14 protein-coding genes and 2 pseudogenes are annotated in these 22,970 nt (G+C 57.5%); 2 read left to right on the forward strand and 14 right to left on the reverse strand.

The features are described from left to right. Positions 1-99: 99 nt before the first annotated feature. From ACP7E0_RS24325 to ACP7E0_RS24360, 8 genes and pseudogenes are all read right to left on the reverse strand, one after another. Positions 100-2,343: a glycosyltransferase gene (locus ACP7E0_RS24325; protein ID WP_426128559.1), complete on the reverse strand. Its 2,244-nt coding sequence runs from the start codon at positions 2,341-2,343 to the stop codon at positions 100-102. Then, entirely contained in the window at positions 2,340-5,582 is a 3,243-nt protein-coding gene (locus ACP7E0_RS24330) for a glycosyltransferase (RefSeq protein WP_426128561.1), read from the reverse strand. The genes ACP7E0_RS24325 and ACP7E0_RS24330 overlap by 4 nt, the downstream gene beginning before the upstream one ends. Then, positions 5,582-7,924: a UDP-galactopyranose mutase gene (glf, locus tag ACP7E0_RS24335; protein ID WP_426128563.1), complete on the reverse strand. Its 2,343-nt coding sequence runs from the start codon at positions 7,922-7,924 to the stop codon at positions 5,582-5,584. Before glf ends, ACP7E0_RS24330 begins: the two co-directional genes overlap by 1 nt. Positions 7,925-7,998: 74 nt before the next feature. Beyond that, positions 7,999-9,207, reverse strand: coding sequence for a glycosyltransferase (locus tag ACP7E0_RS24340; protein WP_426128565.1), 1,209 nt, complete (start codon positions 9,205-9,207; stop codon positions 7,999-8,001). A 516-nt stretch (positions 9,208-9,723) separates the two neighbouring features. Beyond that, complete coding sequence (locus ACP7E0_RS24345) at positions 9,724-10,218, reverse strand: ferritin-like domain-containing protein (protein ID WP_426128566.1); 495 nt, start codon at positions 10,216-10,218, stop codon at positions 9,724-9,726. A 56-nt stretch (positions 10,219-10,274) separates the two neighbouring features. After that, positions 10,275-11,177 carry a PhnA-like protein gene (locus tag ACP7E0_RS24350; RefSeq protein WP_426128568.1) on the reverse strand — a complete coding sequence of 301 codons (903 nt, stop codon included), beginning with the start codon at positions 11,175-11,177 and terminating at the stop codon, positions 10,275-10,277. A 165-nt stretch (positions 11,178-11,342) separates the two neighbouring features. Then, positions 11,343-11,633 carry a hypothetical protein gene (locus tag ACP7E0_RS24355; RefSeq protein WP_426128569.1) on the reverse strand — a complete coding sequence of 97 codons (291 nt, stop codon included), beginning with the start codon at positions 11,631-11,633 and terminating at the stop codon, positions 11,343-11,345. A gap of 307 nt (positions 11,634-11,940) precedes the next feature. After that, positions 11,941-12,089: pseudogene (locus ACP7E0_RS24360) on the reverse strand (arsenical-resistance protein); the annotation flags it as partial. 461 nt (positions 12,090-12,550) lie between these two features. On the opposite strand from ACP7E0_RS24360, the gene ACP7E0_RS24365 reads away from it, so the two are divergent. Next, positions 12,551-12,877 (forward strand): hypothetical protein, encoded by a 327-nt coding sequence (locus ACP7E0_RS24365; RefSeq protein ID WP_426128570.1) that lies wholly within the window; start codon positions 12,551-12,553, stop codon positions 12,875-12,877. Positions 12,878-13,088: 211 nt separating this feature from the next. On the opposite strand, the gene ACP7E0_RS24370 is transcribed toward ACP7E0_RS24365, so the two are convergent. The 6 genes from ACP7E0_RS24370 to ACP7E0_RS24395 all read right to left on the reverse strand — a co-directional run bounded on the left by ACP7E0_RS24370 (position 13,089) and on the right by ACP7E0_RS24395 (position 20,324). Next, positions 13,089-14,189 (reverse strand): ABC transporter ATP-binding protein, encoded by a 1,101-nt coding sequence (locus ACP7E0_RS24370; RefSeq protein WP_426128572.1) that lies wholly within the window; start codon positions 14,187-14,189, stop codon positions 13,089-13,091. 5 nt (positions 14,190-14,194) lie between these two features. Beyond that, positions 14,195-16,120: a glycoside hydrolase family 127 protein gene (locus ACP7E0_RS24375; protein WP_426128574.1), complete on the reverse strand. Its 1,926-nt coding sequence runs from the start codon at positions 16,118-16,120 to the stop codon at positions 14,195-14,197. A 21-nt stretch (positions 16,121-16,141) separates the two neighbouring features. Beyond that, on the reverse strand, positions 16,142-17,020 hold the full coding sequence (locus tag ACP7E0_RS24380; protein ID WP_426128576.1) for a carbohydrate ABC transporter permease: 879 nt from the start codon (positions 17,018-17,020) through the stop codon (positions 16,142-16,144). Beyond that, complete coding sequence (locus ACP7E0_RS24385) at positions 17,017-17,934, reverse strand: carbohydrate ABC transporter permease (RefSeq protein ID WP_426128578.1); 918 nt, start codon at positions 17,932-17,934, stop codon at positions 17,017-17,019. The genes ACP7E0_RS24380 and ACP7E0_RS24385 overlap by 4 nt, the downstream gene beginning before the upstream one ends. 75 nt (positions 17,935-18,009) lie before the next feature. After that, positions 18,010-19,248, reverse strand: coding sequence for an ABC transporter substrate-binding protein (locus ACP7E0_RS24390; RefSeq protein WP_426128580.1), 1,239 nt, complete (start codon positions 19,246-19,248; stop codon positions 18,010-18,012). Positions 19,249-19,289: 41 nt separating this feature from the next. Beyond that, positions 19,290-20,324: a LacI family DNA-binding transcriptional regulator gene (locus tag ACP7E0_RS24395; protein WP_426128678.1), complete on the reverse strand. Its 1,035-nt coding sequence runs from the start codon at positions 20,322-20,324 to the stop codon at positions 19,290-19,292. Positions 20,325-20,862: 538 nt separating this feature from the next. Here ACP7E0_RS24395 and ACP7E0_RS24400 point away from each other — a divergent pair. Then, positions 20,863-22,921 (forward strand): annotated as a pseudogene (locus tag ACP7E0_RS24400) (ParB/RepB/Spo0J family partition protein). The last annotated feature ends 49 nt before the right edge of the window (positions 22,922-22,970 follow it).

Genomic DNA, 22,970 nt, shown 5'->3' on the forward strand with positions numbered 1-22,970 from the left:
TGCCCTGGTCACCCAGCAACGCCGACCTGCCCGGGTACACCCCTTGAACGACTATGATCAAAAGTGGATCAACTCTCTTCGGGGCTGTCTGGCAGCCTCTTACTCTTGCTTCACAGCACGCAACGCGTGCGCAAGCGGCTCATACACTTGCCGCTCTTTTCCCTCTGACCGCATCGACAGTAACCCATTGTCGCAGGGCCGCTCGTCGTCCCATCCTACATGGTTGACAATGGGATAGAGGCAAATGCCTTCGACCGGCACCCCGGTCTTCATGGCTGCGCGGACCTCGGCGTAGACGTAAGCAATCCAGCTGGGCCGCCTTTCTCCCTCGATGCCTGTTTCTGCGATAAAGATCGGCTTTCCATAGCGGGCGTAGGTCTCGATCAAGATCGAGCGCAGCGGCTTATAACGTGGGTGGTCCATATCGATGGGAGGTCCACCGTGGATCCACTGGTTATTGTGATAATAGTTGACGCCAACGATATCGAGATATTTTTCAGCGCCGCCGATCTGAGGCCACATCCGGCCGGCGATCAGATCCCAGCCTTGAAACTGTGACTGACGGTGACCTTCGGCAACTCGTCGCTCCCATGGACGAGCCGGATCGGTGACGACGTGGATTACCGGGTCGCAGTGAACGAACCGCGCCCTCGGATCGACAGAAACAATGGCGTCCATGGCTGCAATCGAGGCGCGCGCCAGCTGAACTTTCAGCTCGAAACCGCGTCCATTGGCAAAGGGATTGAGATATCCCGCATCGCCGCCGCCCCAGGAGAAGAAGGAGATTTCGTTGACGGGAGAATAGAACGGCACAGAGCCGCTCTCCCTGGCCACAATCCGTGCCACTGCTCCGGCGAAGCGCGCGAAACGAACGACGAAATCCTGTGACCAAATATCGATGCCATCAGGCCAGCCATAATGCAGCAGATCCCAGATAACCTGGGTGCCAGTCTCGTTTGATGCCCTGAGCATTGGGAGGAAACTAGACCACTCGTATTGCCCGGGGACTGCCTCAATCAGATGCCAGCGCAGTCCATCGCGCACGGTATGCATCGAATGCTGGGCGAGCTGGGAATAGTCGTTTGCTGCATGAACATCATGCCCGGTTTGAGCGATCACATCCAGGCGCCTTCCAACCGTTTCGCCAGCCCGTGCACGGATTCGGTGCGTAGAGCACTCGAAGCCACCCTGAAGAAATGATTGAAACAGCCCTGTGGGGTTCGAACTGGCCCGTTCGGACACGAGCTCCTGAATGAGCCTTTCCCATTGGGGTACGACGGCGGTAGCACTATAATGGGTTTCCACTTTCCACCGCAAAGCGTGTCCGAGCCGCCTGCGCAAGTCGGTGGATGAAATCAGCATCCTCATAGCACTGGCAACGGCGGCCGGATCGCCATAGGGCACAAATAGTCCTGACACGCCATCATCGATTTGCTGCAGGGCGCCATTGTCGGGAGTAGCGATGACAGGCAATCGGGCGGCACCCGCCTCCGCGATCACATGCGGCATGCCCTCGCCTTTCGACAGCCAAGTGAAGATATCAAAGGCGGAGAGGAGAGCTGGAATATCCGCGCGATCGCCGAGAAATGTCAGCGAACCGGTCAATCCGCGGGCGGCGGCCAGCGAGCGCAACTGCATGGCATAGTCCGGTATAAAGGCATCCGGTCCACCGACGATGACGAAACGCGCCGAGATGTTGTCCGCATGTACGATCGCTGCGGCCTCAATGAAGTCCTCGACATTTTTCTTGGGGTCGAGACGGCCCACCCAGCCGATCAGAACATCGCTTTCCGCTACGCCGAGCGACGCGCGCATAGCGGACCTGTCAAAAGGATCGAATTCCGAAAGATTCACCATCGAAGGTATCTCGATCGCATCGTTCTCGCGCCCCACCATAACGGACGCGGCGGCATCCCGAATGGATCGGCACACACCCACGTAGCGATTGGTAAAATGCTTGGGTCCTGCAAGGGCTTCCGACACAAGGCCTCCATGCTCGATCAACGCAGGACGCAAATGAATGCGCTCCAGCGCGGGATAAATATCGGCAACGTTTTGACAGGAGACCACAACGTCATATCCCGATATCTTGCTTGCCAGATAGGAAACCGTATCCTCAAAGGAAAGTTCGTAAGGCGTCGTATCCACATCGACGCCGAGTGCCACCAGTTGCTCATGTGTTTGAGCCGGCATGTTCGGTTTGCGAAAGCATGCGACAACGTCGAGTTTGAAGCGAGCGCGATCGAGGTTGCTGGCCAGAAGCCGGACTTCCGTTTCCTCGCCCCCGACTACCAGCCACGCGAAAACAAAGAGGATGCGGATCGGCGGTTCCAGCGGGATCATTCGTTTACCTTAAAAACGATCTGCACAAATTCAGGCCGGTTTTCCACTAAATCGGTGAGGAATTTAGGACCGTCGTCAAACGGGATCACATGCGTAATCATATGCTCTCGAATGAGAGAACCGTGACTTTTCAACAGTTGTACCGTTTCGCCAGCCAATCGGCGTCTGTCCCAAACGGATTCCAGTCCGCGCGGCACGCGGTTGATCTGGGCGCAGCGGATGTTGAGGCCGTTATGATGAAACTCCTCGCCCAGTCGCAATGCATCGGCGCCACCCTGATAGAAGGCGAGATCGATCACCGTACCCTGCGGACGCAGCGTTTTGAGCGCCACATGCAGGCTGCGGGAATGTGCGCGCGTTTGGAAAACGACATCGGCGCCGCGATCATTACCACCGTTGTGCCAGCGCGCTTTCGCATGCTGCCAGACTTCTTCTTCACTCATGGCCATCAGGCCCATGGCCCGGGCTTTGTCACGTCGAAACTCCGAAGGGTCAGCGATGATGACACCTGAAGCGCCCAGTTTCTCGGCAAAAAGAGCCGTCATCAAACCGACGGTGCCGGCACCGAGCACCACCACGTGACGTCCCGCGATACCCGCGCCAAAATTGGAGACGTTGCTCCCGAACGCATCCGCGTCGGCATGCAATACGCCGTTGGCAGCAATTGGTCCCATCTGTGCGACAAATACGCCGAGAACTGGATCGACATCGGCGGGCAACGGCACTAGCACATCGTGGAAAGGATCGGCCGTGTGGCCGCTTTTGTGCGCATAGGTCGAGGCAACGACATCGCCGATTGCAAAGCCCGGCGCTCTCGATTCTGAGACACGTGCCACTTCCATGTAACCCAGGAACGGGACCGGATAGCGCAGGTCGGGCTCATTTTCGATGAATACGCCACGGCCGCCGTCGAAACGGGAATGGAAGTAGGGGTTGGTATTTTTCATGAATGTCAATTCGGTACCGGCGGAAAAACCGGTGTAAAGCGTTTCCAACCGGACATGCCCATCGGCGGGTGGCCCTTCTTCATACTCTAGGAAGAATGCCTTTCCCGGGCTTTCGATCCCAAGCGAGCGGACACGACGATGGCCCGGAGGCAGGCCCTGTGGAGGTTCCATGCGCGGTGGATGCTGGAGCGGCGCGGCCGCATTGCGGTCCAGCACGGGTACGTGAAGCTTGATCGGTTCACCGCTGCGCGCTGACGTTTCGACGGCGAGCGCCAGCCGGTGGGTTGCCAGCGCATCCTTATAGGTGCACCGTATATGATTTTCACCGCCGCGCACCGCGTCAATGAAATCCCGGTCTTCGCGCCAGACTGGATCACCTTCGGCATGCCGCACGGGCCTACCGGCGCCGACATCGACCATGATATCATGGTCGGTCAATTCGATCGCCAGCCGGTCGGCGAAGATGTTCAGGCCAACCTTGTGACTCCAGCCGAGAAGGCATGTCGACGAAATGTTGGCGATAACGCCTGACTGGAAGGTGAGGTTCGCTGTCGTGACCGCCGGCACGTCGAGGCCCGGGAACTCCGGCCGCTCTTTGAAGCCGATACGTCCATATACTTCAGTCACCTCTCCGATCAAGTAACGGGCAAGATCAATAATATGCGTCGTCTGCTCAACCATCTGGCCACCTGAGCGATCGGTCTTCCACCACCATTGCGGCGGTGGCGTCTGGTCAAGCCAATAGCCAGAGAGGAGCTGAGCAGGATTGTCGGCAAGAACCCGGCGGGCCTCTTCGACAGTATCGAGGTAGCGCCAGTGGTATCCCACGGCTGTGATCAGTTTTGCCCTTTCGACCGCGGTCGACAGTTCTTCCGCCAACCCGATATCGAGCGTAATTGGTTTTTCGACAAAGAAAGGGATGCCGCGGGCAATCAGATCGCGCTCAGCTTGCCCATGGGCAAAGGGAGGAATGCATATGTAAACCGCGTCAAGGACCTCATCTTCCAGCATCCTACTATGGTTGTCGAAGGCCCGCGCGCCAAATCGAGATGCGGCCTGTATGGCACGATCGAAGTCGGGGTCGGCAAAGGCCACCAGTGTCACATCTTCGAAACCGGCCAGAATATCGAGGTGGCGTTGTGCTATGCCGCCAACGCCAATAAAGCCGATGCGTATCTTGTTCATGAAACGATGTCCTTGTGTCTCGTCTGTCTTTTCGGAAAGGAAACGCCGGTATACGGTGGCGGTTTCATCTGCCATGCGCTGTGCCGTAAATTCGGCACGAAACCGGTCTTGGCCGGCCTGTGCTACCGATTTGGCTCGTGCAGGCGATGCAAGAGCATCGAGTATCGCAAAGGCGAGAGCGGAGGGGTCTCCGCACTCCGCCAGGAAGGGATAATCCGTTCCGAGTGCCTCGACCGTGCCACCGATCCGGGTTGCTACAATGGGCAGTCGAAGTGACATCGCTTCGAGAACGGCCAGAGGAAGCCCCTCAAACAGCGAAGGCAGAACGAAAAGATCCGCGCTTGCCATAAGATCTGCGATATCGCTGCGACGGCCCAGGAGCCGGACATACGGACCAAGCGCCAAGTCTTCGACCAGCGCGCCGACAGCTTCTACTTCCTCGCCATTCCCGACAAGAAGGAGAATGGCTGATGGGTAAGCGGCAAGCACCGCCGGCATCGCCCTGATCAGGGTAGCGTGATCCTTCTGTTTGGAAAAACGCGCTACGGTAAGGAGAACGATTTTGCCGTCCAGCCCCAGGGCAGCATCGGCAGACCGGCCGTGTATGGCCTGTGCGACGAGCCCGTTCCGTACGACGGTAATGCGGTCGGAGCCGACACCGTTGCTTTCGAAACTCGACCGTGATGCCTCTGAAACAACAATATGATGCGAAAGAGCCGCGCTTTCCCGCGCATAGTGCTCTTTCTGCCCACTATCGGTCAGCAAATAGGGAAGATGTTCAGTTCGTATGACGGGGATGCCACAGGCTGCTCCGGCCCGTGCAATCTCGTGTCCCTCCCAACCGATGCCAGCATGCACATGAAGAATCGAGGCACCGTAAGAATGTAGCCATTGCTCGAACGCGTTAGGCTCATCAACGGCTTTGACCGCGAGTCCGCCGGCAGCGGCCCTTGCCAGCAGGTTTGCGTCAAGCCCATTAAGGGCGGCTATTGTCACGTCAAACTGAGCCTGAAGCGCTTGCCCCAGTGTCAACATATGCTCGCCCATGCCAGATGGGTCGAGACTGTCGGTCGCCAGTACTACGCGCAGCCGATTCTGGTTCACCATTATGCGCTGGCTTTTAAAGCATCTGGATTGGTTTTCACCATTCGCCGGTAAGTTGCCAGGGCCTGGCCCACGACCTGGTCCATATTGTAATATTTATATGTTCCAAGCCGACCGACGAAGGTTACGTCAGTGCGCTCTCTCGCCAAAGCTTCATACTGCTTGTAAAGCGCCTGATTTTCCGGCCGCGGAATTGGATAGTAGGGGTCTCCCTCGGCGCACGCGAATTCGTAGGAAATACTGGTTTTCGGGTGAATTTGGCCGGTTAGATGCTTGTACTCGGTGACCCGGGTGTGAGGCACGGACTCGGACGGATAGTTGACCACTCCAACTGGAAGTAGCCGTCTGGCATCATGCGTTTCATGCCGGAACTTCAAGCTGCGATAGGGTAATCGGCCGAAACGAAAATCAAAATATTCGTCGATAGGACCTGTGAAGATCGTATGTGCTGCTACTCTATTGCTTCGGATGGCCTCGTACTCTGTCCCAGTCATCACCGTGATGTTCTCATGGTCGAGCATTTTTTCGAACATGTGAGTATAACCGTGAAGGGGCATTGCCTGATAGGCATCAAGAAAATACCGGTCATCCGTATCTACCCGCGTCGGAACCCGCGCGGTCACCGATTTGTCGAGTTGCGAGGGATCAAGTCCCCACTGCTTTCGGGTGTAACCTTCAAAGAACGTCCGGTATAACTCGCTGCCTATCTGTGACAGCACCACGTCTTTCGATGTCACTATCGGATTGCACGGCTCGGCGCGGCTGGCTAGAAACTCTGCCGCTTGCTCATCATTGGCGAGATCAAGCCCGTACAGCCCGTTCAGCGTCGTTCTGTTGATCGGAACAGGAAGTTGCCGACCGCCAACATCAGCGAGCACCCGGTGCTCATAAGGCCTCCAGTCGGTAAACCGCGATAGGTAATTGAAAACCTCGTGGCTGTTGGTATGGAAGATGTGGGGCCCATATTGATGGACCAGAATGCCGTCGTCATTTTGGAAGTCATAGGCATTGCCGGCTATGTGCGGCCGCCGGTCGCAGAGCAGCACCCGCTTCCTGCCATCGGACGCTAGCCTCTCAGCCAAAACTGAGCCCGCAAATCCTGCACCGACAATCAGATAATCATATTCGGCCGATGTTTTAGCGCTTGAACGGTTATGGTTTCTTTCCGTAGGTTGGTCCGGCACGAGGCGCCGCGTTACCGCTTCATCTATCAAGGCGCTCATCGCCAAGAACGTCGCGTCCCAAGATGAGCTCCGGAGCATAGTATCGACCGATGCCAGCCATCCAGTGCCCGACTTTTTCAACGCGAGTGCCTCATCGCATGCTTCGGCAAAACCATCGGCATCGCGCGCTATAAAGACACCTTTTGAATCGCCGTAATGACGAATCACATCTTTAATCGGTGTACTTACGACCGGACGCGCAGCTGCCAAATACTCAGGTGTCTTGGTCGGGCTAATGTATTTTGTCGCGTCATTCAGCGCAAAAGGCATCAGGGCCGCCTCCCATCCAGACAAATAAGCAGGCAATTCCTTGTAGCTTTTTTGGCCGAGGTAAAAAATGTTGGACGCCTTGGGCAAATCTTCTGGAGCGATCTTGGCGACGGGTCCGATGAAGATGAAGGACACGTTTGGTCTGGCCTTGGCCACAGCGTCTATCAGGGCGAGATCGAGCCGCTCGTCGATCACACCGTAGTAACCAAGCTTCGGGCCGACGATGGCCTTCTGGTCGAACGGTTCTTCGGGGTTAACCCGCGCCGCTTGAAAATGAACGATGTCGACACTTGACGGGAAAGGATGCATGTTGTCGTGCAGGTGGCGTTTTGCGTCGTAGAGGCTATGTCCTCCCGTGAAAACCACATCGGCCCTGGCAATCAGCGCCATTTCCGCTTCCTTCAACCGGGCCGGCGCGAATTTGAAATTCGCCAATTCGTCCATACAGTCGTAAACAACTGCCGACGCCTCTATATGGCGGGCGAAACTGTACATGATCGGTGTGTAAAACCACAAAATCGGGCGCGTCGCGCTGTTAAGCCACAGAAGCTCCTCCAGGAGTTTACCCAACGCTTCTTCACGATCCCCCTCACTCCATCCTCGCGGAATGCGAGGTCGAACAGATTTGACGGCTGTGCCTTCGAAAGGATGTATTTCGAGGTAGGCAAGATGATGGTCTGTCGGAATAAACTCTTCAAAGAAGAAAACCTGCCGATCGCCTGCAAACCGCTGCATCAGATGTTGCGGTCGCTGCAGTACAAAATCCCAACGTAGATGAGAAAAACAAATCAGCGGCCCATTGCGATCAGGTGCTGCATGTGACGCTTGAAGAAACGAGCTGGAGAGATTCATTGCACATCCGCTATTAAGAGACGAATGCAAACTATGATTTCAAGGCTTTGTTCCGGGCCTTTCTTAAAACATTTCTAATGTGCTTCGAAAGCCATCGCCGCCTGTAACTTGCGCACTGAATGGTGCCAAGTCCAGTTGTCGATGACTGCCTGTCTTGGCGAAAACAAGGGAAGTGTGGCGAGCATATCTAAAATGGCTTCGTGAAAAGCGTCGGACGCTGCGACGCGCCCGGTCTGCGGCGTTATATATTGAAGCCCACACCTAAGCGCACTGTTTGCAAGAACTGGTAAACCGGCAAGCATATATTCTGTCAGGATTGCCGGAGCCCCGTCGTCGATACCACAAACCACGCCGATCTTGGCTGAATTCATCAACCGGTTGACATCAACAAACGAAACGCCTGGTGGGCCGACGAAGTCGACGTTTATCTCAAGGTCTTTGGCAAGGCCCCGCAAATCCTCGGCCATTTCCCCATATCCGAAGACGCACAGCGCTCGAATGAAACGCGGGAGTTTTGCCAAGGCTTGAAACAGGATGTCATGGCGCTTGTAGTCCTGCGCTGCCGCCACATAAATGATATCGTACGGCTTTGGCCCTGCAACAGGAAAAAACATGCTTTCCGACGCAAATTCTGGCCCAATCGGCAGAATAGCGGTTCTCATAAACGGATGTCGACTATTCACCTCGTCCGACTGCCACGCGGCGCCGGTGAGCACGAGATCGAAATGGCGGCTAACCTCAGGCGGAATTCGCAATGCCGGCGCATCGATAGAGTTATAGATTTTATAGCTGTCTTTGCACGCAATGACGAGGTCTTCAGCTATACCAAGTCCCCAGACGCAGAGGATGTCGGGAGCACCGAATGTCAGTATATGTGCCATCATGTCGTTAGACGAAAACGGTACCTCGGGACCGTTCATCTGGAACGAGCGCCTGACCAAACCCGGTGCGGCACGCAGATTCGCGAGTGGGGCCCCATCTCCGCTCCAGTGCGTCCATATCTCGACTGTATTGACAATTCCTGTTTTCAAGCAAGCCAGAGGCAAGCGCTCGATGTAGCTTCCTTCTACTATAAAATCGCGATCTCCATTTTCGGCGACAATGGGCTCGCCGCGTGCACCACTTTTCCATTGCTCGCAGAATTCGCCGATCGTAGGCACACTCGAATTGAATGTTCCGCCATCCTGAAAATCGCTGATGACGACAAGCCGCCTAAGTTTTGGATTTTGAATCACCATCTTGACCAGACCATTTTTCGTGCAGCTTTTTGAATTGATGAACATGCAAAGGCCTGGTCTGGCCGAGAGTTTGGCGCCTGTGCAACGTCAGATTCCCCTAGCCGCGAGCCGCGAGCCGCGAGCCGCTTGGCCTTAAGCCTTTTGCGACGATCGGCGGGGTGATGCTCACAGGCTGCTCGAATACACATGGTGAGTACCAGCCTTCTTGCCTGCGCTTTATCTTGTTCGTCGTCATATGCTTCCTAAGCCAGGCTGCGCTTAGGGATCGGCAAAACAATGTGATCGCACAATACTATTATGACATGTTACCAAGCCCAATTGGCCGAACACCTGAACCGGCGAGACTTCACCTTTCATAAAGTTGGAAACGGAGGACCTGGAGGGCGAGGTCGTGAAGCCAAGCAATCCTCGGCTTTTTAAGTCTCGCTCGTCAAGAAGCACATAAGACCTCTTTCCCACCTTACAACTTCGTGGCCTGTGTAGATAAGCTCTACACAAGAGTTTTGTCCTCTTCCATTCAAGGATCCACTGCGTGAGCAGTGGATCCTTGGAATTTATCGTTCAGCCTTCGGCTTTCTGGTTGACGACGGAAGTCGCAATGGACGTAAGCGCGAGATCTGTGGCCTGCTCTTCATCCAGCGTCGTCTGCAGCAGTCCGGCGGCATCGTTGAGGCCAAGCTCCAGTGCCCAGGTTCGCAACGTACCGTAGCGCGACATCTCATAATGCTCCACTGCCTGTGCCGCAGCGAGAAGCCCAGCATCTAGGGCAGGGGAGCCTTCGTATTCTTCCATAATTTCGGCACCTTCGTCGGTGATGCCAAGGATCGCGTCGCACGTCTTGGCCTCGGGCTCCTCGCCGATGATCTCAAACACCTGCTCGAGGCGCTCGACATGAACCTTCGTTTCAGCGAGATGCTTTGAAAAAGCGTCCTTGAGCTGCACGCTCATGGCAGCCTCTTCCATTTTGGGAAGCGTCTCGACGATCTTCTGTTCGGCGAAATAGACGTCTTTGAGGGTGTCCAGGAAAAGATCTTGGAGTTTTTTAGTTTCGGCCATGTGAATTTCCATTCTTTCGCTAAGAGGCTGCTGGCACCATGCCAGCGGTTGGTGATTTACGAGATGCGACGACCGGAAACATCGAATACAATCGCACGCTTGGTGCCATAGACACCGCCGAACCAGGCAGCGACTGCTCCAAGAACCAGAGCCAGGAAACCAAGGATCGCCCCGCCAGACACTGCGGCGGTTGCTGCCTGTGCCGCATCGATTGCTTTTTGCTTGGCAGCCTCCATGGTGTCGCGATAGGTTTTCTCATACTGATCGACCTGAGCACGCGCCTGATCGACAGGGATGCCTTGAGCCTTTGCGATGGCATCCGCGGCACGGTTGCGCGCCTCGTCAGCAGTCGCTTCGTCGCCCATTACTACAGCTTGCATTGCCGAGACTGCCGCATTCTGGAGACCTTGAGGATCGTTACCCGTTGTCGAGCGGATCTGCTGTTCTATGCCACCCATCGGGTTCGTGGAGTTGGCGATCGCCGGGGCGGCTGCAGTCACCGCAGTAGCGGCTGTGGAGCCAACGCCACTGACGATGGAGGAAAGACCACTGAACGCGCCGCCGACCAGTGCGCCCACGGACGTGGTCAGCAGGTAGAGAACAATGAGGGTCGTGACGGCCCATGAGGTTAAGCCCTGGTAACCTCCGGTCGAATTGCTGGGTCGGCCGGAAAGTCGGCTGGCGACGTACCCGCCTACGAAAGATGCAATGATACCTGCAACGACAAACCAGATGCCCCCTGCGATAGAAAAGGTGCTGGCTTCAGGATTATCGTACGTCGCCGGGTCAAGGACAGCCGCGCCGATGCCGACACCGAGAAGATTCAAAACAAACTGCGTGCTCAAGGCGATCGCGACACCTGCAAAGATCGCTCCCCATGAGAGCTTATTCAGGGCTGCAGCTGGGTCGATACCGTATGCTTTGTCCGTAGAGAGGTTGGTCGAGATGGGGGCGGTCATGTCCAGTTCCTTTTGTGGTCACACGTTTGTGATGTCTGCTGAACTCGAATTCACCACTTTAGTTCCGTCTGCGATAACCGCGCAGGTGGCGTCCATCGACCTTGGGCGAGCGAAGACGGTGAGATAGCTCCACCGGTTACTCCGTACTCGATCGAAAGTGCCCTTTCACCCACTCGCTGGCTTGTGGACCCAAGATGCTGCTCGGAAGTCCTCGGGAAGGTCGCTGGCGCTTGCGCCCGAGCAAAAGATGATGGGCACGCCTCGGGCCTGCAAAATCAACGCAATCTCACAGCCGTCGCCATCTTTCAAATACATATCCAGAATGGCGAGAGATGGTGTGTATGTAGAGAGCCAGTTCATGGCAACGGCCCGCGACGAGCGCGCCTCCTCGTCCTCCACCATGTGTGTAACGTCGGTCACGGACACAACAGTGCGAGACGGATCGAAAAGAGACATAGCTCTGCTCCATTGAAGTTGGGCAAGAGCAGATAGTCTCTCAAACAGTCGCAGCCGAGGAGAAGGGTGGGCGCAGTGGGACTGGTGGCCCTACTGTACGCCGACTTCACGGGCTGGCTATTAACTTTATTAATAACTTAATAATAATTCGGTTGCACGGCGGTACGGGGTGAATGGTTTCGTCCAGCTTCAAATGCGGTACAGTATCAGTAAGAATTTCTGCAAGCGCTTGTCTCACGCACCTAAAGCGCTGTCCGCGGATTTGACCGTTTTTTACTTGACGTGCGCAGTCGGAATTTCGAAAGTTGGTCATGGCCCTTTCGGTAACGGGAGGACACGTCTCGTACCAGTCCTTTGAACGGTTCCAGGTCCAGACGATCGACAGCATCATCGGACCTCGATGAGGACCCCGACGACGGTGGCAAGCGCCGCACTAGGCTGGAGGCCGACCCTGGATGAGGAAGGTTAGCAAAGCGATGATCTGCTCACCTTGTTATGGTTGGAGGGCTATTCGACGGAAGCACATGGGAGCCGGCCGGAGGGTGCAAAGCCTACAGGGGTTACGGTAGGCATACCCTGCTTTCACGCTCCACTTCCGGCTTGGATGGATGCCAGTGTTTCTTGGGCACGAGGTCGGTGCGCTCGTCACTGCTGCAGGAGCGCGCGAATCTCGACCATCCTTTCAGATGTGTTTTTGGCGGGGCGATGGGACCGTGGAGGTACACAGCTCCAACCGCCGCTGAACGCCAAGACCCGCACCACGTCGGATCGCGAACCAAATGCCCCTAATTTCTACCCCAGTGATGTACGCTCCAGGCACCTGGGGAACAAAAGCCGCCCCGGTAGGTTTAGACCAGCCTTGCACCGACGCAACGGTTTAATAGCCATTTGTTCACTGTTGAAGTTCAGGGATTGAAATGACCAACTATACCGCCGACGCCTCCGTTGTTTCCGAAATCGAAACGTTGCGAATTGCGCTCCCGACATGGATCGTCAGCACTGTTGAACTGGTTGAGCTCGCAGAAAACGCCGAACGCGCCGCAAAGGGAGTCAATCCGGAAACTGCGGACCGGTCCCGCAAGCTCATCGTCGAAGTTGCCGAGTGGCAACAGAAACTCAGCGGATGGCAAGAGTTAAAGTTGAGTCCCCGCCTTCTCGCAGAGCTTCGTATCCTCAAAGCTACGCTCGACGCCTCTATGGACGAGGCGAATGGGGCTGCGGCCCGGCTCAAACTGTTCGATTGACAAGAAAGAGTGCCTTTGGGGTAACGACGCTAAGCAAAGTCATGCCCAAGATGGTTCAGCATGGAAAAGATGATGAAGGCAGTTGGCATTGATGCCAGAGTACATTTTAGCACGTCGCCCATCACGGCGGATTGAAGGATTAATGGGTGCAGATCAAGCGCTGCCCAAACTGGGACCGTAGGCGTTAACGTGAATGTACGGGTCTGATGCTCTAGGCCCGCTGGGCAGTATAGACGTCAAGTGGCCTCAGCCGCAGTCCCTCAGCGTCAAAGAAGCGGAGGTCGTTTGCCTTCCAGCGAAAATGGCAAATCTCGCCTGCCTGAACGGGCACGGGCGAACGATGCTCGGCCGTCACAGTCTGGCCGTCCTCAAGCTGACAATACAGAAATTGCGTGCCTCCCAAGTACTCGTAGAAATCTACCTTGGCGCGCAGCGTTCCTTCCGCGTCTGCAACACTCATGTGCTCGGGGCGGATGCCAAGGGTGAGTCTGTCACCGGGCGTCATCTGCTTGCCATCTATCTGCGTCGCTATCCGGCTTTTGCCGATCCGGATCGATCCGTTGCCCTCCCATTCTGCACTCAACATATTCATCCGTGGCGATCCAATGAAGCCGGCAACGAATGTGTTGGCCGGGTTTTCGTAAATTTCGCGCGGACTGCCGGTCTGCTCGACCCGGCCGTCGCGAAGCACGACGATCATGTCGGCGAGCGTCATCGCCTCGGTTTGATCGTGGGTAACATAGATCATCGTATTGCCGAGTTCGCGGTGGAGCCTGGCGATCTCGATACGCATCGACACCCGTAGCTCGGCATCCAGATTGGAGAGCGGCTCGTCAAACAGGAATACGTCCGGTTTGCGCACAATCGCCCTGCCGATCGCGACGCGCTGCCGCTGGCCGCCGGAAAGCTGGCCTGGGCGGCGTTCGAGTAGCGGGTCGATCTTCAAGATTGCCGAGGCAGCCCTGACGCGGGCGTCGATCTCCGCCTCCGGCGTTCTCGCCATTTTCAGCCCGAATGCCAGGTTTTCCCGTACGCTCATATGCGGATAAAGGGCATAGGACTGGAAGACCATAGCAATGCCGCGATCGGAAGGATCGAGATCTGTGACATCGCGCCCCTTTATCTCGACCTCACCGTCGGTGACCTCTTCCAGACCGGCGATCATCCGCAGCAATGTCGATTTCCCACAGCCGGACGGGCCGACAAAGACCACGAACGAACCCTCCGTGATCGTCAGGTCGATGCCGTGGATCACTTCGAGATTGCCGAAGCTTTTGCGAATGTTGGTCAGCACCACGCCGCTATCGGTCATATTATTCACCGTTCCGTTTCGCCCGCTCTGACCCAGACCAGCATTTCGCCCGGCGCCCGGTTGTCCCAGAAAGGATAGGGCACGAAGCGCGCTGTGGTCTTTTCGGTTTTTGGCGGAGATGTCCGGTAAAGCGCATCACCCCAGTCGGCCTGGTCGCGTGTCACCGGCATGTCGAGCGCAACTGCGCCCCGCAGTTCCGGGATTTCAATCGTCGTGAAATCGGACAGATCATCCGACAACTGAATGCCGTTGAGGCCATCGCCATTATCCGTTGCCTCGACGCAATAGACCATCGGCCCACGCATGAGAGCCGTGCGCCCGGCGTCTTGCCGGACCTGCGGGTTGGCAAACAATGCGCGCGGCGCCAGAGGAATGTCGAGATCGATATGATCGCCACTCTTCCAGTCGCGCTCGATACGGGCGTAGCCGTCGACCATGGTTGCGTCGAGATCGGCCGTTTCGCTATTGACCTTCAGCGTCGAGCCGTCAGCCCATTCGGGGATACGCAGCGAGATTGCAAACCGTGCTGGCTTGTCCGTCTTGACATCAAGACGGATAGCACCATTCCACGGATAGCGGGTATTCTGGGCCAGTTCGATCCTGGACCCGCCAATGTCGAAACGGGCAGTGCTTTCGCCATAGAGATGCACGGCGATCTCATCTTCCGATACGGCATACATGTAGGAGCCGATGGAGGCGAGAAGGCGGGCGATGTTGGGCGGGCAACAGGGGCAATGGTGCCAGACCCAGCGATGATGCCTGCCGGCGCTTTCTAGCGGATTTTCATAAAAGAACGTCTTGCCGTCGAGTGACAGGCCAGACATGGCGCCGTTGTAGAGCGCCTGCTCCATGATGTCGGCATAGCGTCGGTTGGGGCCACGTCCGAGCATGCGATTGGCCCAGAAGACGAGGCCGACCGAAGCGCACGTCTCGGCATAGGCGCTTTCGTTGGGTAGGTCGTAATAGTCGGTAAAGCCCTCGTTAGAGGCGGCCGGGCCGATGCCGCCGGTCAGATACATCTGCTTGGTCGTCAGGTCGTCCCAAAGGGTTTCGAGTGCCGCAGTTAGGCTGTCGTCGTTATACTCGGTGGCGATGTCGGCCATGCCCGCATAGAGATACATGGCGCGGACCGCATGACCGACCACCTTTTTCTGGTCACGGACCGGTTGATGCGACTGGCTGTACTCATAGGTCTTCTGGATGAAGTTGGCAGGGTCGCGGCCGTCGCGGATCGCTTCCTCGGTAAAATAATGCGGTTCCGCGCCGCGCTCATCGACAAAGAATTTGGACAGATCCAGATATTTCTTCTGGCCCGCCACACGCGCCAGCTTCACCAACGCCAGTTCGATCTCTTCATGTCCGCAATAGCCGCGCAGCTGGCCCTCGCCACTGCCGAAAGTCTGGATCAGATAGTCAGAATAGCGGCACATGATATCCAGCAGCTTGCGCTTGCCGGTTGCCTGGAAATAGGCAACGGCACCTTCGATCAAATGGCCGGCGCAATAGAGTTCGTGATGGTCGCGCAGGTTGGTCCAGCGGCGATCCGACTGGACGCGCTGGAACCAGGCGTTGAGGTAGCCGTCCTCGTCCTGCATCTTTCCGTACAGGTCAATGATGTCATCGACACGGGCCTCTAGCTTCGGGTTTTTCCGCCGGTAGAGCGAGTAAGCCACCGTCTCGATCGACTTGCCGAGATCGCTATCCCAGAACATTTGCGTCGTACCGCCCCAGGGCTGGATGGGAATAACGATGCCGGGGCTTGGTTTGCTGGTGTCGATGGCGCTGATCATGCCGGCCTCGACACAGCGATCGAGCAGCGTCTCGGCTGTGGTGTCGCAGATCGCGTCTTGGCGGTCGCCGAACAGGCCATGGATATCCACGCTGGGCACGGGCAGGGGGCGGAATTGGCGGTCTCTTTTCATCGTGTTCATAGCTTCATCCGTTTCTTGAGATCATTTCACCGCACCGGCCATCAACCCGCGCATGTAGTAGCGTTGCAAAAGCAGGAAGACGATCAGGCAGGGGATCGTCATGACGGCGACGCCGGCTTGCACTGCGCCCCAGTTGACCGCGCCGAGACGCCCGGCACGTACCGCCATCATCAGGACGGGCAGCGTGTATTTCTCATTGCTGGACAACAGGATCAGTGCAGCCAGAAACTCGTTCCAGGCATTGAGGAAGGCGAAGATCGCGACGGTCGCAACGCCGGGCAGGACCAGCGGCAGAAGCACGCGGACAAGCAGCTTCAGATCGCGGGCGCCATCGATGCGGGCGGCTTCCTCGATCTCTTTCGGTACGGCATCGAAAGCGTTGCGCATCATGAAGACCGAGAAGGGCAGCTGCAGCGTTACATAGACCAGCATCAGCCCGAGCAGCGAATTGTTCAAGCCCAGCTTGGCGAGGATGATGAACAGCGGCGTGAGGATCGACTGAAACGGGATCATAAGCGTGGCAATGATCAGCACGAACAGCACATTTTTCAGCGGGAACCGGTAGCGCGAGAAGCCATAGCCGGCCAGCAGGCTGACGGCGACGGTCAGCACCACGGTTGCGACCGAGACGAGCAGCGAGTTGACCGCATGCTGCCAGATGCCTGCGCCGAACGTGTCGAGCGAAAGGTAGGAATCGATGCTGATCCCGTTTGTCGGCCACGGCGGTAGCGGCGGCAGGCGCGCCTCCGTTCCGTGGCGGAACGAGGCTAGAAAGGTGATGATGAAGGGCGCCAGGAAGAACAGGCAGATGGCGATGCCGGTCGCATGATAGGCGCTGTTGGCCCTGAAGGCTTTGCGGGTGCGGCGTTGCTTTGAAAGGCTCGTGCTTAAGGTGTTCATGGCCGTTCCTCCCCGACGCGCAGCAGCCAGAGCTGCACGATGCTGATCGCAACCAGAATTGCGAGAAGGGCGATTGACAGTGCGGCGCCATAGCCGAGATTGAAGGACACGAAGGACTGGTTGAAGATATAGTAGACCACCGAGATCATCCTGTTCTGCGGCCCGCCCGACGTCATGATGTAGAATTGATCGAAGGCGAGGATCGAGCCAGTGACGGAGATGATCAGCGCCAGTGCCATCGTCTTGCGCATCAGGGGAAGCGTCAGGTGCCGGAAACGCTGCCAGCGGCCGGCGCCATCGATACGGGCTGCCTCCTTCAGTTCGGCGGGTATGGCCTGGAGGCCGGTGAGCAGAATGATCATGGTGAAACCGGCGATCTTCCAGACGACCATGATGATGATGGTGAGAAAGGCGCTGTCGAAAGTACCAAGCAGGTTCGGGCTCTTATCCATCAGCCCAAGTGCCTTGAGCGCCGGACCAATGAAGCCGCTGTCGACATTGGCCAGCCACACCCAAAGCAATGAGGCCGTGGCGAGGCCAACGACGACAGGCAAGAAGATGATGGTGCGATAAGTGCTGACGAAGCGCCGTTGCTTCTCGACGAACATCGCCAGCGGAAAGGCAACGGCGAAGATCGCGATGGTGACAATCACGGTGTAATAGGCGGTAAATTGCAGCGCCGACAGGAAGCGCGCGTCGTGGAACATACGGACATAGTTCTTGACGCCGATCCAGCGCGTGCCGCCCATCAGCGGCCAGTTGTGGAGGCTCATCCAGCCGGTAAAGATCACTGGCATGACGAAGAACAGCATGACGAGCGCCATCGCCGGCGCGATATAGACAAGGCCGCGCCAACCCGATCTGCGCCGTCTCTTGCGCTGAGGCGACAGGGCCTTCGAACCGATACCGCTCATCTAGAATGCTCCGCATGGATTTTGGGAAATTGGCGGGCAGGCGGCTTTGCCTCCCCGCCACAGCAGCCGGGGAGATTATTGGCCGCTGTCGATGATGGATTGCATTTCGCTCTGGGCGTTGGAAAACGCGCCATCGACGTCATCGCCAAAGATGGCGGCGCTGGTAAAGGTTGCCCATGGGCCATTGGCGCTGTTGATCAGATCGTTGAACTGCAGTGTATATGGCGTCTTGGCCACAGAGATTGCCTGCATGCCGACCTGTAGCCGGGGATCGAGACCTTGCAGCACCTTGTCGGCGAGATCGCCGCGTGTCGGCAGGCTGCCATACTTCGCCATGATCTTCTGGCCGTCCTCGGAATAGATATATTCGAGGAACTCCTTGACGGCAGCCATTTTCGGCGTGCCCTTGGTGATGACGAAATTGTCGCCGCCGGCAAAGGATGACGTTCCGCCCGTAGCGCCAGGGATCAACGTTACGCCGAAATGGATATCCGGATGTTCGGTCACCAGTGATCCGATGGCAAAGGCGCCGAGGCTCTGTTGCCCAATCTTGCCATTGGTGAAGCTCAGGAAGTTCGCGCCGTTGTCGCTGGCGGCACCCGCCGGAACCAGATCCTTCTTGACCATGTTGCGGTAGATATCGACGGCCTTGCGCATTTCCGGCGTATCGAGCGTTGCCGTCTTGCTATCTGCAGACAGGATGTCGGTTCCTGAACCCCAAACGAGCGGAGTGAAGGTGAAGATCATGCAGCCGCCGCAACCGCCGCCCGAAAAGTAGAACCCATAGGTGTCGTCGCCCAATACCCGGATCTTCTCCGCATTGGCGGTGATTTCGTCCCAGCTCGCCGGCGCCTTTTCCGGGTCGAGACCGGCCTTCTTGTAGAGGTCCTTGTTCCACGCGAATACCGAGGTCTCGACCGACAATGGCAGGCCGTAGATGCGATCCTGGTAGGTGCCGAGCTTGACGTGGGACGGCGACAGTGAGTTGAAATAGGGCAGAGACTTTGCCCAGTCCGTCAGGTCCTCGAGTTGTCCGGCCGCCGCAAAGGCGGGGTTGTAGATGAGGTCCATCGAAAGGGCGTCGGGCGCCTGTCCACCGGCAATCGCAGTTGCATATTTCTGCACCAGTTCCGAGAACGGAACTTCGGTCATCGAGACCTGATTCTCGTGGCTCGAATTGTAGGTTTCGACGGTCTTCTTGAAGGCTTCGCCGATACCGGACCGGACCCACATTTCTACCTGCTCCGCAGCGGATGCACTGGCTGCCAGGCACAGGGTAGCGATGCTGGTTGCTGCCAATAGACGCTTGATCATGACACTCCTCCCAATATGGCGCCTCTCCTCGGCGCCCTTGTTCATTCCCTCGGGCTATCACCCCCGCATGATTGCCGGACCACCAGCCGGCATGGCAGTTTCCTCACTCCCGGCTCCACGGGCCGTCCTTCTGCGAGCGCTAGAACGGTCAATCCCGCCTGCCGCCCGAGTTCCTTCAGTTCCATGTCCACCGTCGTCAGCGGTGGCCGCGTCTGGGCTGCGACAATCTCCCAATTGTCAAAGCCGATGACCGACACATCGTCCGGCACTTTGATCCCGCGCTCGCGCAGGGCATCGACCGCACCACGGGCAATCTGGTCATTGCCGCAAAACAGGGCGTCCGGTTTGCCTCCGGGCTGGTTCCAAATTTCGCCAATCGCCTCATGGCCCCAGCTTTCCGACCAGACGCCATACATCACCGGCTCGACGCCACCCGCCGCCTGGCGGTAGGCGTCGGCGCGTTCATGGACCGAAAAGAAATCCTTCGGTCCGGTGATATGCACGATGCGGCGCCGTCCGATCTTTTGCAGCCATTCTACTGCAAGCTGCGCACCGTGTGCGTCGTCGGAGCGGAAGGTGACGCTGTCTGCCGTCCCCTCAGTAAAAGCGTAGACCACCGGGACCGGCAGGTTCGAGAGGTCGACCGGCAGGCGTCTATCCAGCCGCTTACCGGTGGCGATTATGCCGTCGACCTGCTTGTCCAGCATGGCTTCGACATGGATCTGCCCCAGCGCCGGATCATCCTCGATCGCGCAGAGGAAGACCGAGACGCCATGATCCACCAGCGCCTCGGATACCCCGGCCATGACAGGCAGGGTAAAGCGCCCATAGGTGTCGTTGGTCAGAAGGCCGATGGTGAAGCTGCGCTTGCTGAGCAGGCCGCGAGCAAGGGCGTTCGGACGAAAGCCGATATCGCTTGCCACGCGTTTCACCCGTTCGCGCGTCTCGTCGCCCATGCGGCCGTTGTTGTTCAGTGCTTTCGACGCGGTCGAGATGCTGACGCCCGCTGCAGCGGCAACGTCATGGATCGTAATCCGCTTTTTTGCTCCCCCAGTCTCCAGAATGTCCTCCCTCAGTTGCCATGAGAAAACCTTTTACCAAAGTTGTTGTCAAGTGAGAAAACGTTTTCTCAGGTGTCGATTAATTCGACAACCATTGCGAAATTCAAATGTTGCCTCAACTCTCCTCCGCATCGGAAATGCCCATTACACGGTTGAGACGGACAACAAGTTCACCTTGGCAAGAGGTCGCTGACTTCAAAATGACATTGCGTCAGTGGGTGCGTGCGGTCTCATATGATATCCGATGTTGCGTCGCGTGATATGCCGAGAACCGCCCGAGACGCGCGACGGTGCATGTCGATAGGCCCTTGAGTGGCGCGCTTATTACCTCGAGAGCGGGCGGCGCATTGCAGATGGAAACGGTGCAACGGGAATCGGTGATTGCCAATTCGAGACCCTGCGAACCGGTGCAGGTCGTCTATTCACGCGCATTCTGAAGCGCCCTCGATGAGGCGGGAGCGGAGGGGCTGAGAGGAAGAGGGGGGAGGGGGATTCCGGGACGGATTTGGAGGTTCGGAGAGAGGCTCCGGCCGGCCCGTCATGGAGAAACGACATGGCCCAGGCCATCCAGAAAATCATGCTCAGTGCCACGCGTGACATTCCCTTCAACAAACTCATTCTCAGCCAACAGAACGTCCGCAAAACCAAGGGAGGCGTTTCGATCGAGGAGCTCGCCGAGGACATCGTCCGACGTGGCCTGCTTTCGAGCTTGAACGTCAGGCCCCAACTCAACGATGACGGCAAAGAGACCGGCATTTATCGCATTCCGGCAGGCGGGCGCCGGTATCGTGCCCTCGAACTGCTCGTCAGCCGGAAGCGGCTGGCCAAGACAGCTGGCGTCCCCTGCATCGTCAGCGCCAGCGATACGCTGGAGGTCGAGGATTCGCTTGCCGAGAATGTCCATCGTGTTCCGCTCCATCCGCTCGATCAGTTCCGTGCCTTTGAGACCCTGCGCGAACAGGGTCTGGACGATGAGGAGATCGCAGCGCGGTTCTTTGTTTCCGCGGCGACGGTGAAGCAGCGGCTTCGGCTTGCCTCGGTCTCGCCGCGCCTCCTCGACCTCTATGCGAGCGACGAGATGAACCTCGAACAGATCATGGCGTTTTCGATCACCAATGATCATGTCCGGCAGGAGCAGGTCTGGGATACAGTCTCGCGATCGCATGTGAAGGAGGCGTATTACGTCCGCCGGATGCTCACCGAGACGACGGTCCGCGCCAGCGATCGCCGTGCCGTCTATGTCGGTATCGACATCTACGAGGCGGCCGGCGGCGTGGTCATGCGCGATCTGTTCGAGCAGGATCAAGGTGGCTGGCTTCAGGACCCGGCAACGCTGGAACAGTTGGTGTTTGAGAAGCTGAAGACAGACGCCGAGGTTTTGAAGACTGAGGAAGGCTGGAAATGGGTCGAGGCAGCTCTCGATCTGCCCTATGGTCATACGTCGGGTCTTCGCCGTTTCTACGGCGAACAGGCTGCGATGTCGGTGGAAGAGATCAGCCGCTGCGACGAGCTGAAGACGGAGCACGACACAGTTGATGCCGCATATGCGAACACTGAGGATTATTCCGAAGAGACCGAGAAGAGGCTCGATCAACTCCGAACCGCACTCGATGGGCTGAACAAACGGCCGTATGTCTTCAATCCGGACGACGTCGCGCGCGGCGGTGTCTTCATCTCGCTCAGTGCGAACGGCGAACTCAAGATCGAACGCGGTTTTGTCCGGCCCGAAGACGAACCGATGACTGAACCTGATGAACATTGTGCCGGCGGTGATGAAGGCGACACACATGAACAGGCGGAAGGTGCAGCTTCGTCCACGGGTGGCTTTTCCGTAAACAGCAAGACGGTCCCCTCCTACCGGTCCGAGGAGGAGGATGACGCCATCCGGCCGCTTCCCGATCGCCTGATCCTCGACCTGACGGCGGCGCGCACGGTTGCGCTTCGCAATGCGCTTGCCAACGATCCGGTCATGACATTCATCGCCGTGCTCCACAGCTTCGTGCTGAAGACTTTCTATTTCTACGGTTCGGACTCGTGCCTGGAACTAACGCTTCAGAGCGCCAAATTCAGTCAGACGCCGGGACTTGCCGACACGCCCTGGGCAAAAGAGATCGATCAACGCCAAGAAGCCTGGGGGCAGGATCTGCCGAAGGATCCGGGCGCACTTTGGGCCTACCTGCAAGCGCAGCCGCGCACTTGCCCACGCAGATCAAGTCGCCCGCTCGATCGGCTTCGGTATGGTCGAGGCGGGGTGGACACCGACCGTCGACAACTATCTCGGAAGGGTAACCAAAGTACGGATCCTGCAGGCCGTTCGCGAGGCGAAGAATGAGCAATCCGCACAGTCGATTGACCATCTAAAGACGCCTGACATGGCCCGTGAGGCTGAACGGCTTCTCGAAGGAAGCGGATGGCTGCCGGAGCCGCTCCGCAGCGGCGCGACATCGTCCGATGCGCCTGGCGAGGCGATCGATCAGAGCGGCGCGGATGCCGAACTCGACGTCGAAGCAGCTGATCTTCCGGCCTTCCTGGTTGAGGACGCCGGTGTCGGTGACGCCGTCGCCGATGCGCAAGACGCTGTTCAGGAAACCCACCTCGACGCGGCCGAGTAGTGCGTTACGCCCGCAACCGATCCGAGGCGCGGCGGCTGCGCCGCGTCTC

Source organism: Pararhizobium sp. PWRC1-1 (assembly GCF_049897905.1).
GTDB lineage: Bacteria > Pseudomonadota > Alphaproteobacteria > Rhizobiales > Rhizobiaceae > Pararhizobium.

Excerpts from the sequence above, each read along its gene's own strand:
- glf (WP_426128563.1), bottom strand. The coding sequence starts at position 7,924 with ATGAATCTCTCCAGCTCGTTTCTTCAAGCGTCACATGCAGCACCTGAT.
- ACP7E0_RS24380 (WP_426128576.1), bottom strand. The coding sequence starts at position 17,020 with ATGAACACCTTAAGCACGAGCCTTTCAAAGCAACGCCGCACCCGCAAA.
- ACP7E0_RS24375 (WP_426128574.1), bottom strand. The coding sequence starts at position 16,120 with ATGAACACGATGAAAAGAGACCGCCAATTCCGCCCCCTGCCCGTGCCC.
- ACP7E0_RS24325 (WP_426128559.1), bottom strand. The coding sequence starts at position 2,343 with ATGATCCCGCTGGAACCGCCGATCCGCATCCTCTTTGTTTTCGCGTGG.
- ACP7E0_RS24385 (WP_426128578.1), bottom strand. The coding sequence starts at position 17,934 with ATGAGCGGTATCGGTTCGAAGGCCCTGTCGCCTCAGCGCAAGAGACGG.
- ACP7E0_RS24340 (WP_426128565.1), bottom strand. The coding sequence starts at position 9,207 with ATGTTCATCAATTCAAAAAGCTGCACGAAAAATGGTCTGGTCAAGATG.
- ACP7E0_RS24370 (WP_426128572.1), bottom strand. The coding sequence starts at position 14,189 with ATGACCGATAGCGGCGTGGTGCTGACCAACATTCGCAAAAGCTTCGGC.
- ACP7E0_RS24330 (WP_426128561.1), bottom strand. The coding sequence starts at position 5,582 with ATGGTGAACCAGAATCGGCTGCGCGTAGTACTGGCGACCGACAGTCTC.
- ACP7E0_RS24390 (WP_426128580.1), bottom strand. The coding sequence starts at position 19,248 with ATGATCAAGCGTCTATTGGCAGCAACCAGCATCGCTACCCTGTGCCTG.
- ACP7E0_RS24345 (WP_426128566.1), bottom strand. The coding sequence starts at position 10,218 with ATGGCCGAAACTAAAAAACTCCAAGATCTTTTCCTGGACACCCTCAAA.
- ACP7E0_RS24355 (WP_426128569.1), bottom strand. The coding sequence starts at position 11,633 with ATGTCTCTTTTCGATCCGTCTCGCACTGTTGTGTCCGTGACCGACGTT.
- ACP7E0_RS24365 (WP_426128570.1), top strand. The coding sequence starts at position 12,551 with ATGACCAACTATACCGCCGACGCCTCCGTTGTTTCCGAAATCGAAACG.
- ACP7E0_RS24350 (WP_426128568.1), bottom strand. The coding sequence starts at position 11,177 with ATGACCGCCCCCATCTCGACCAACCTCTCTACGGACAAAGCATACGGT.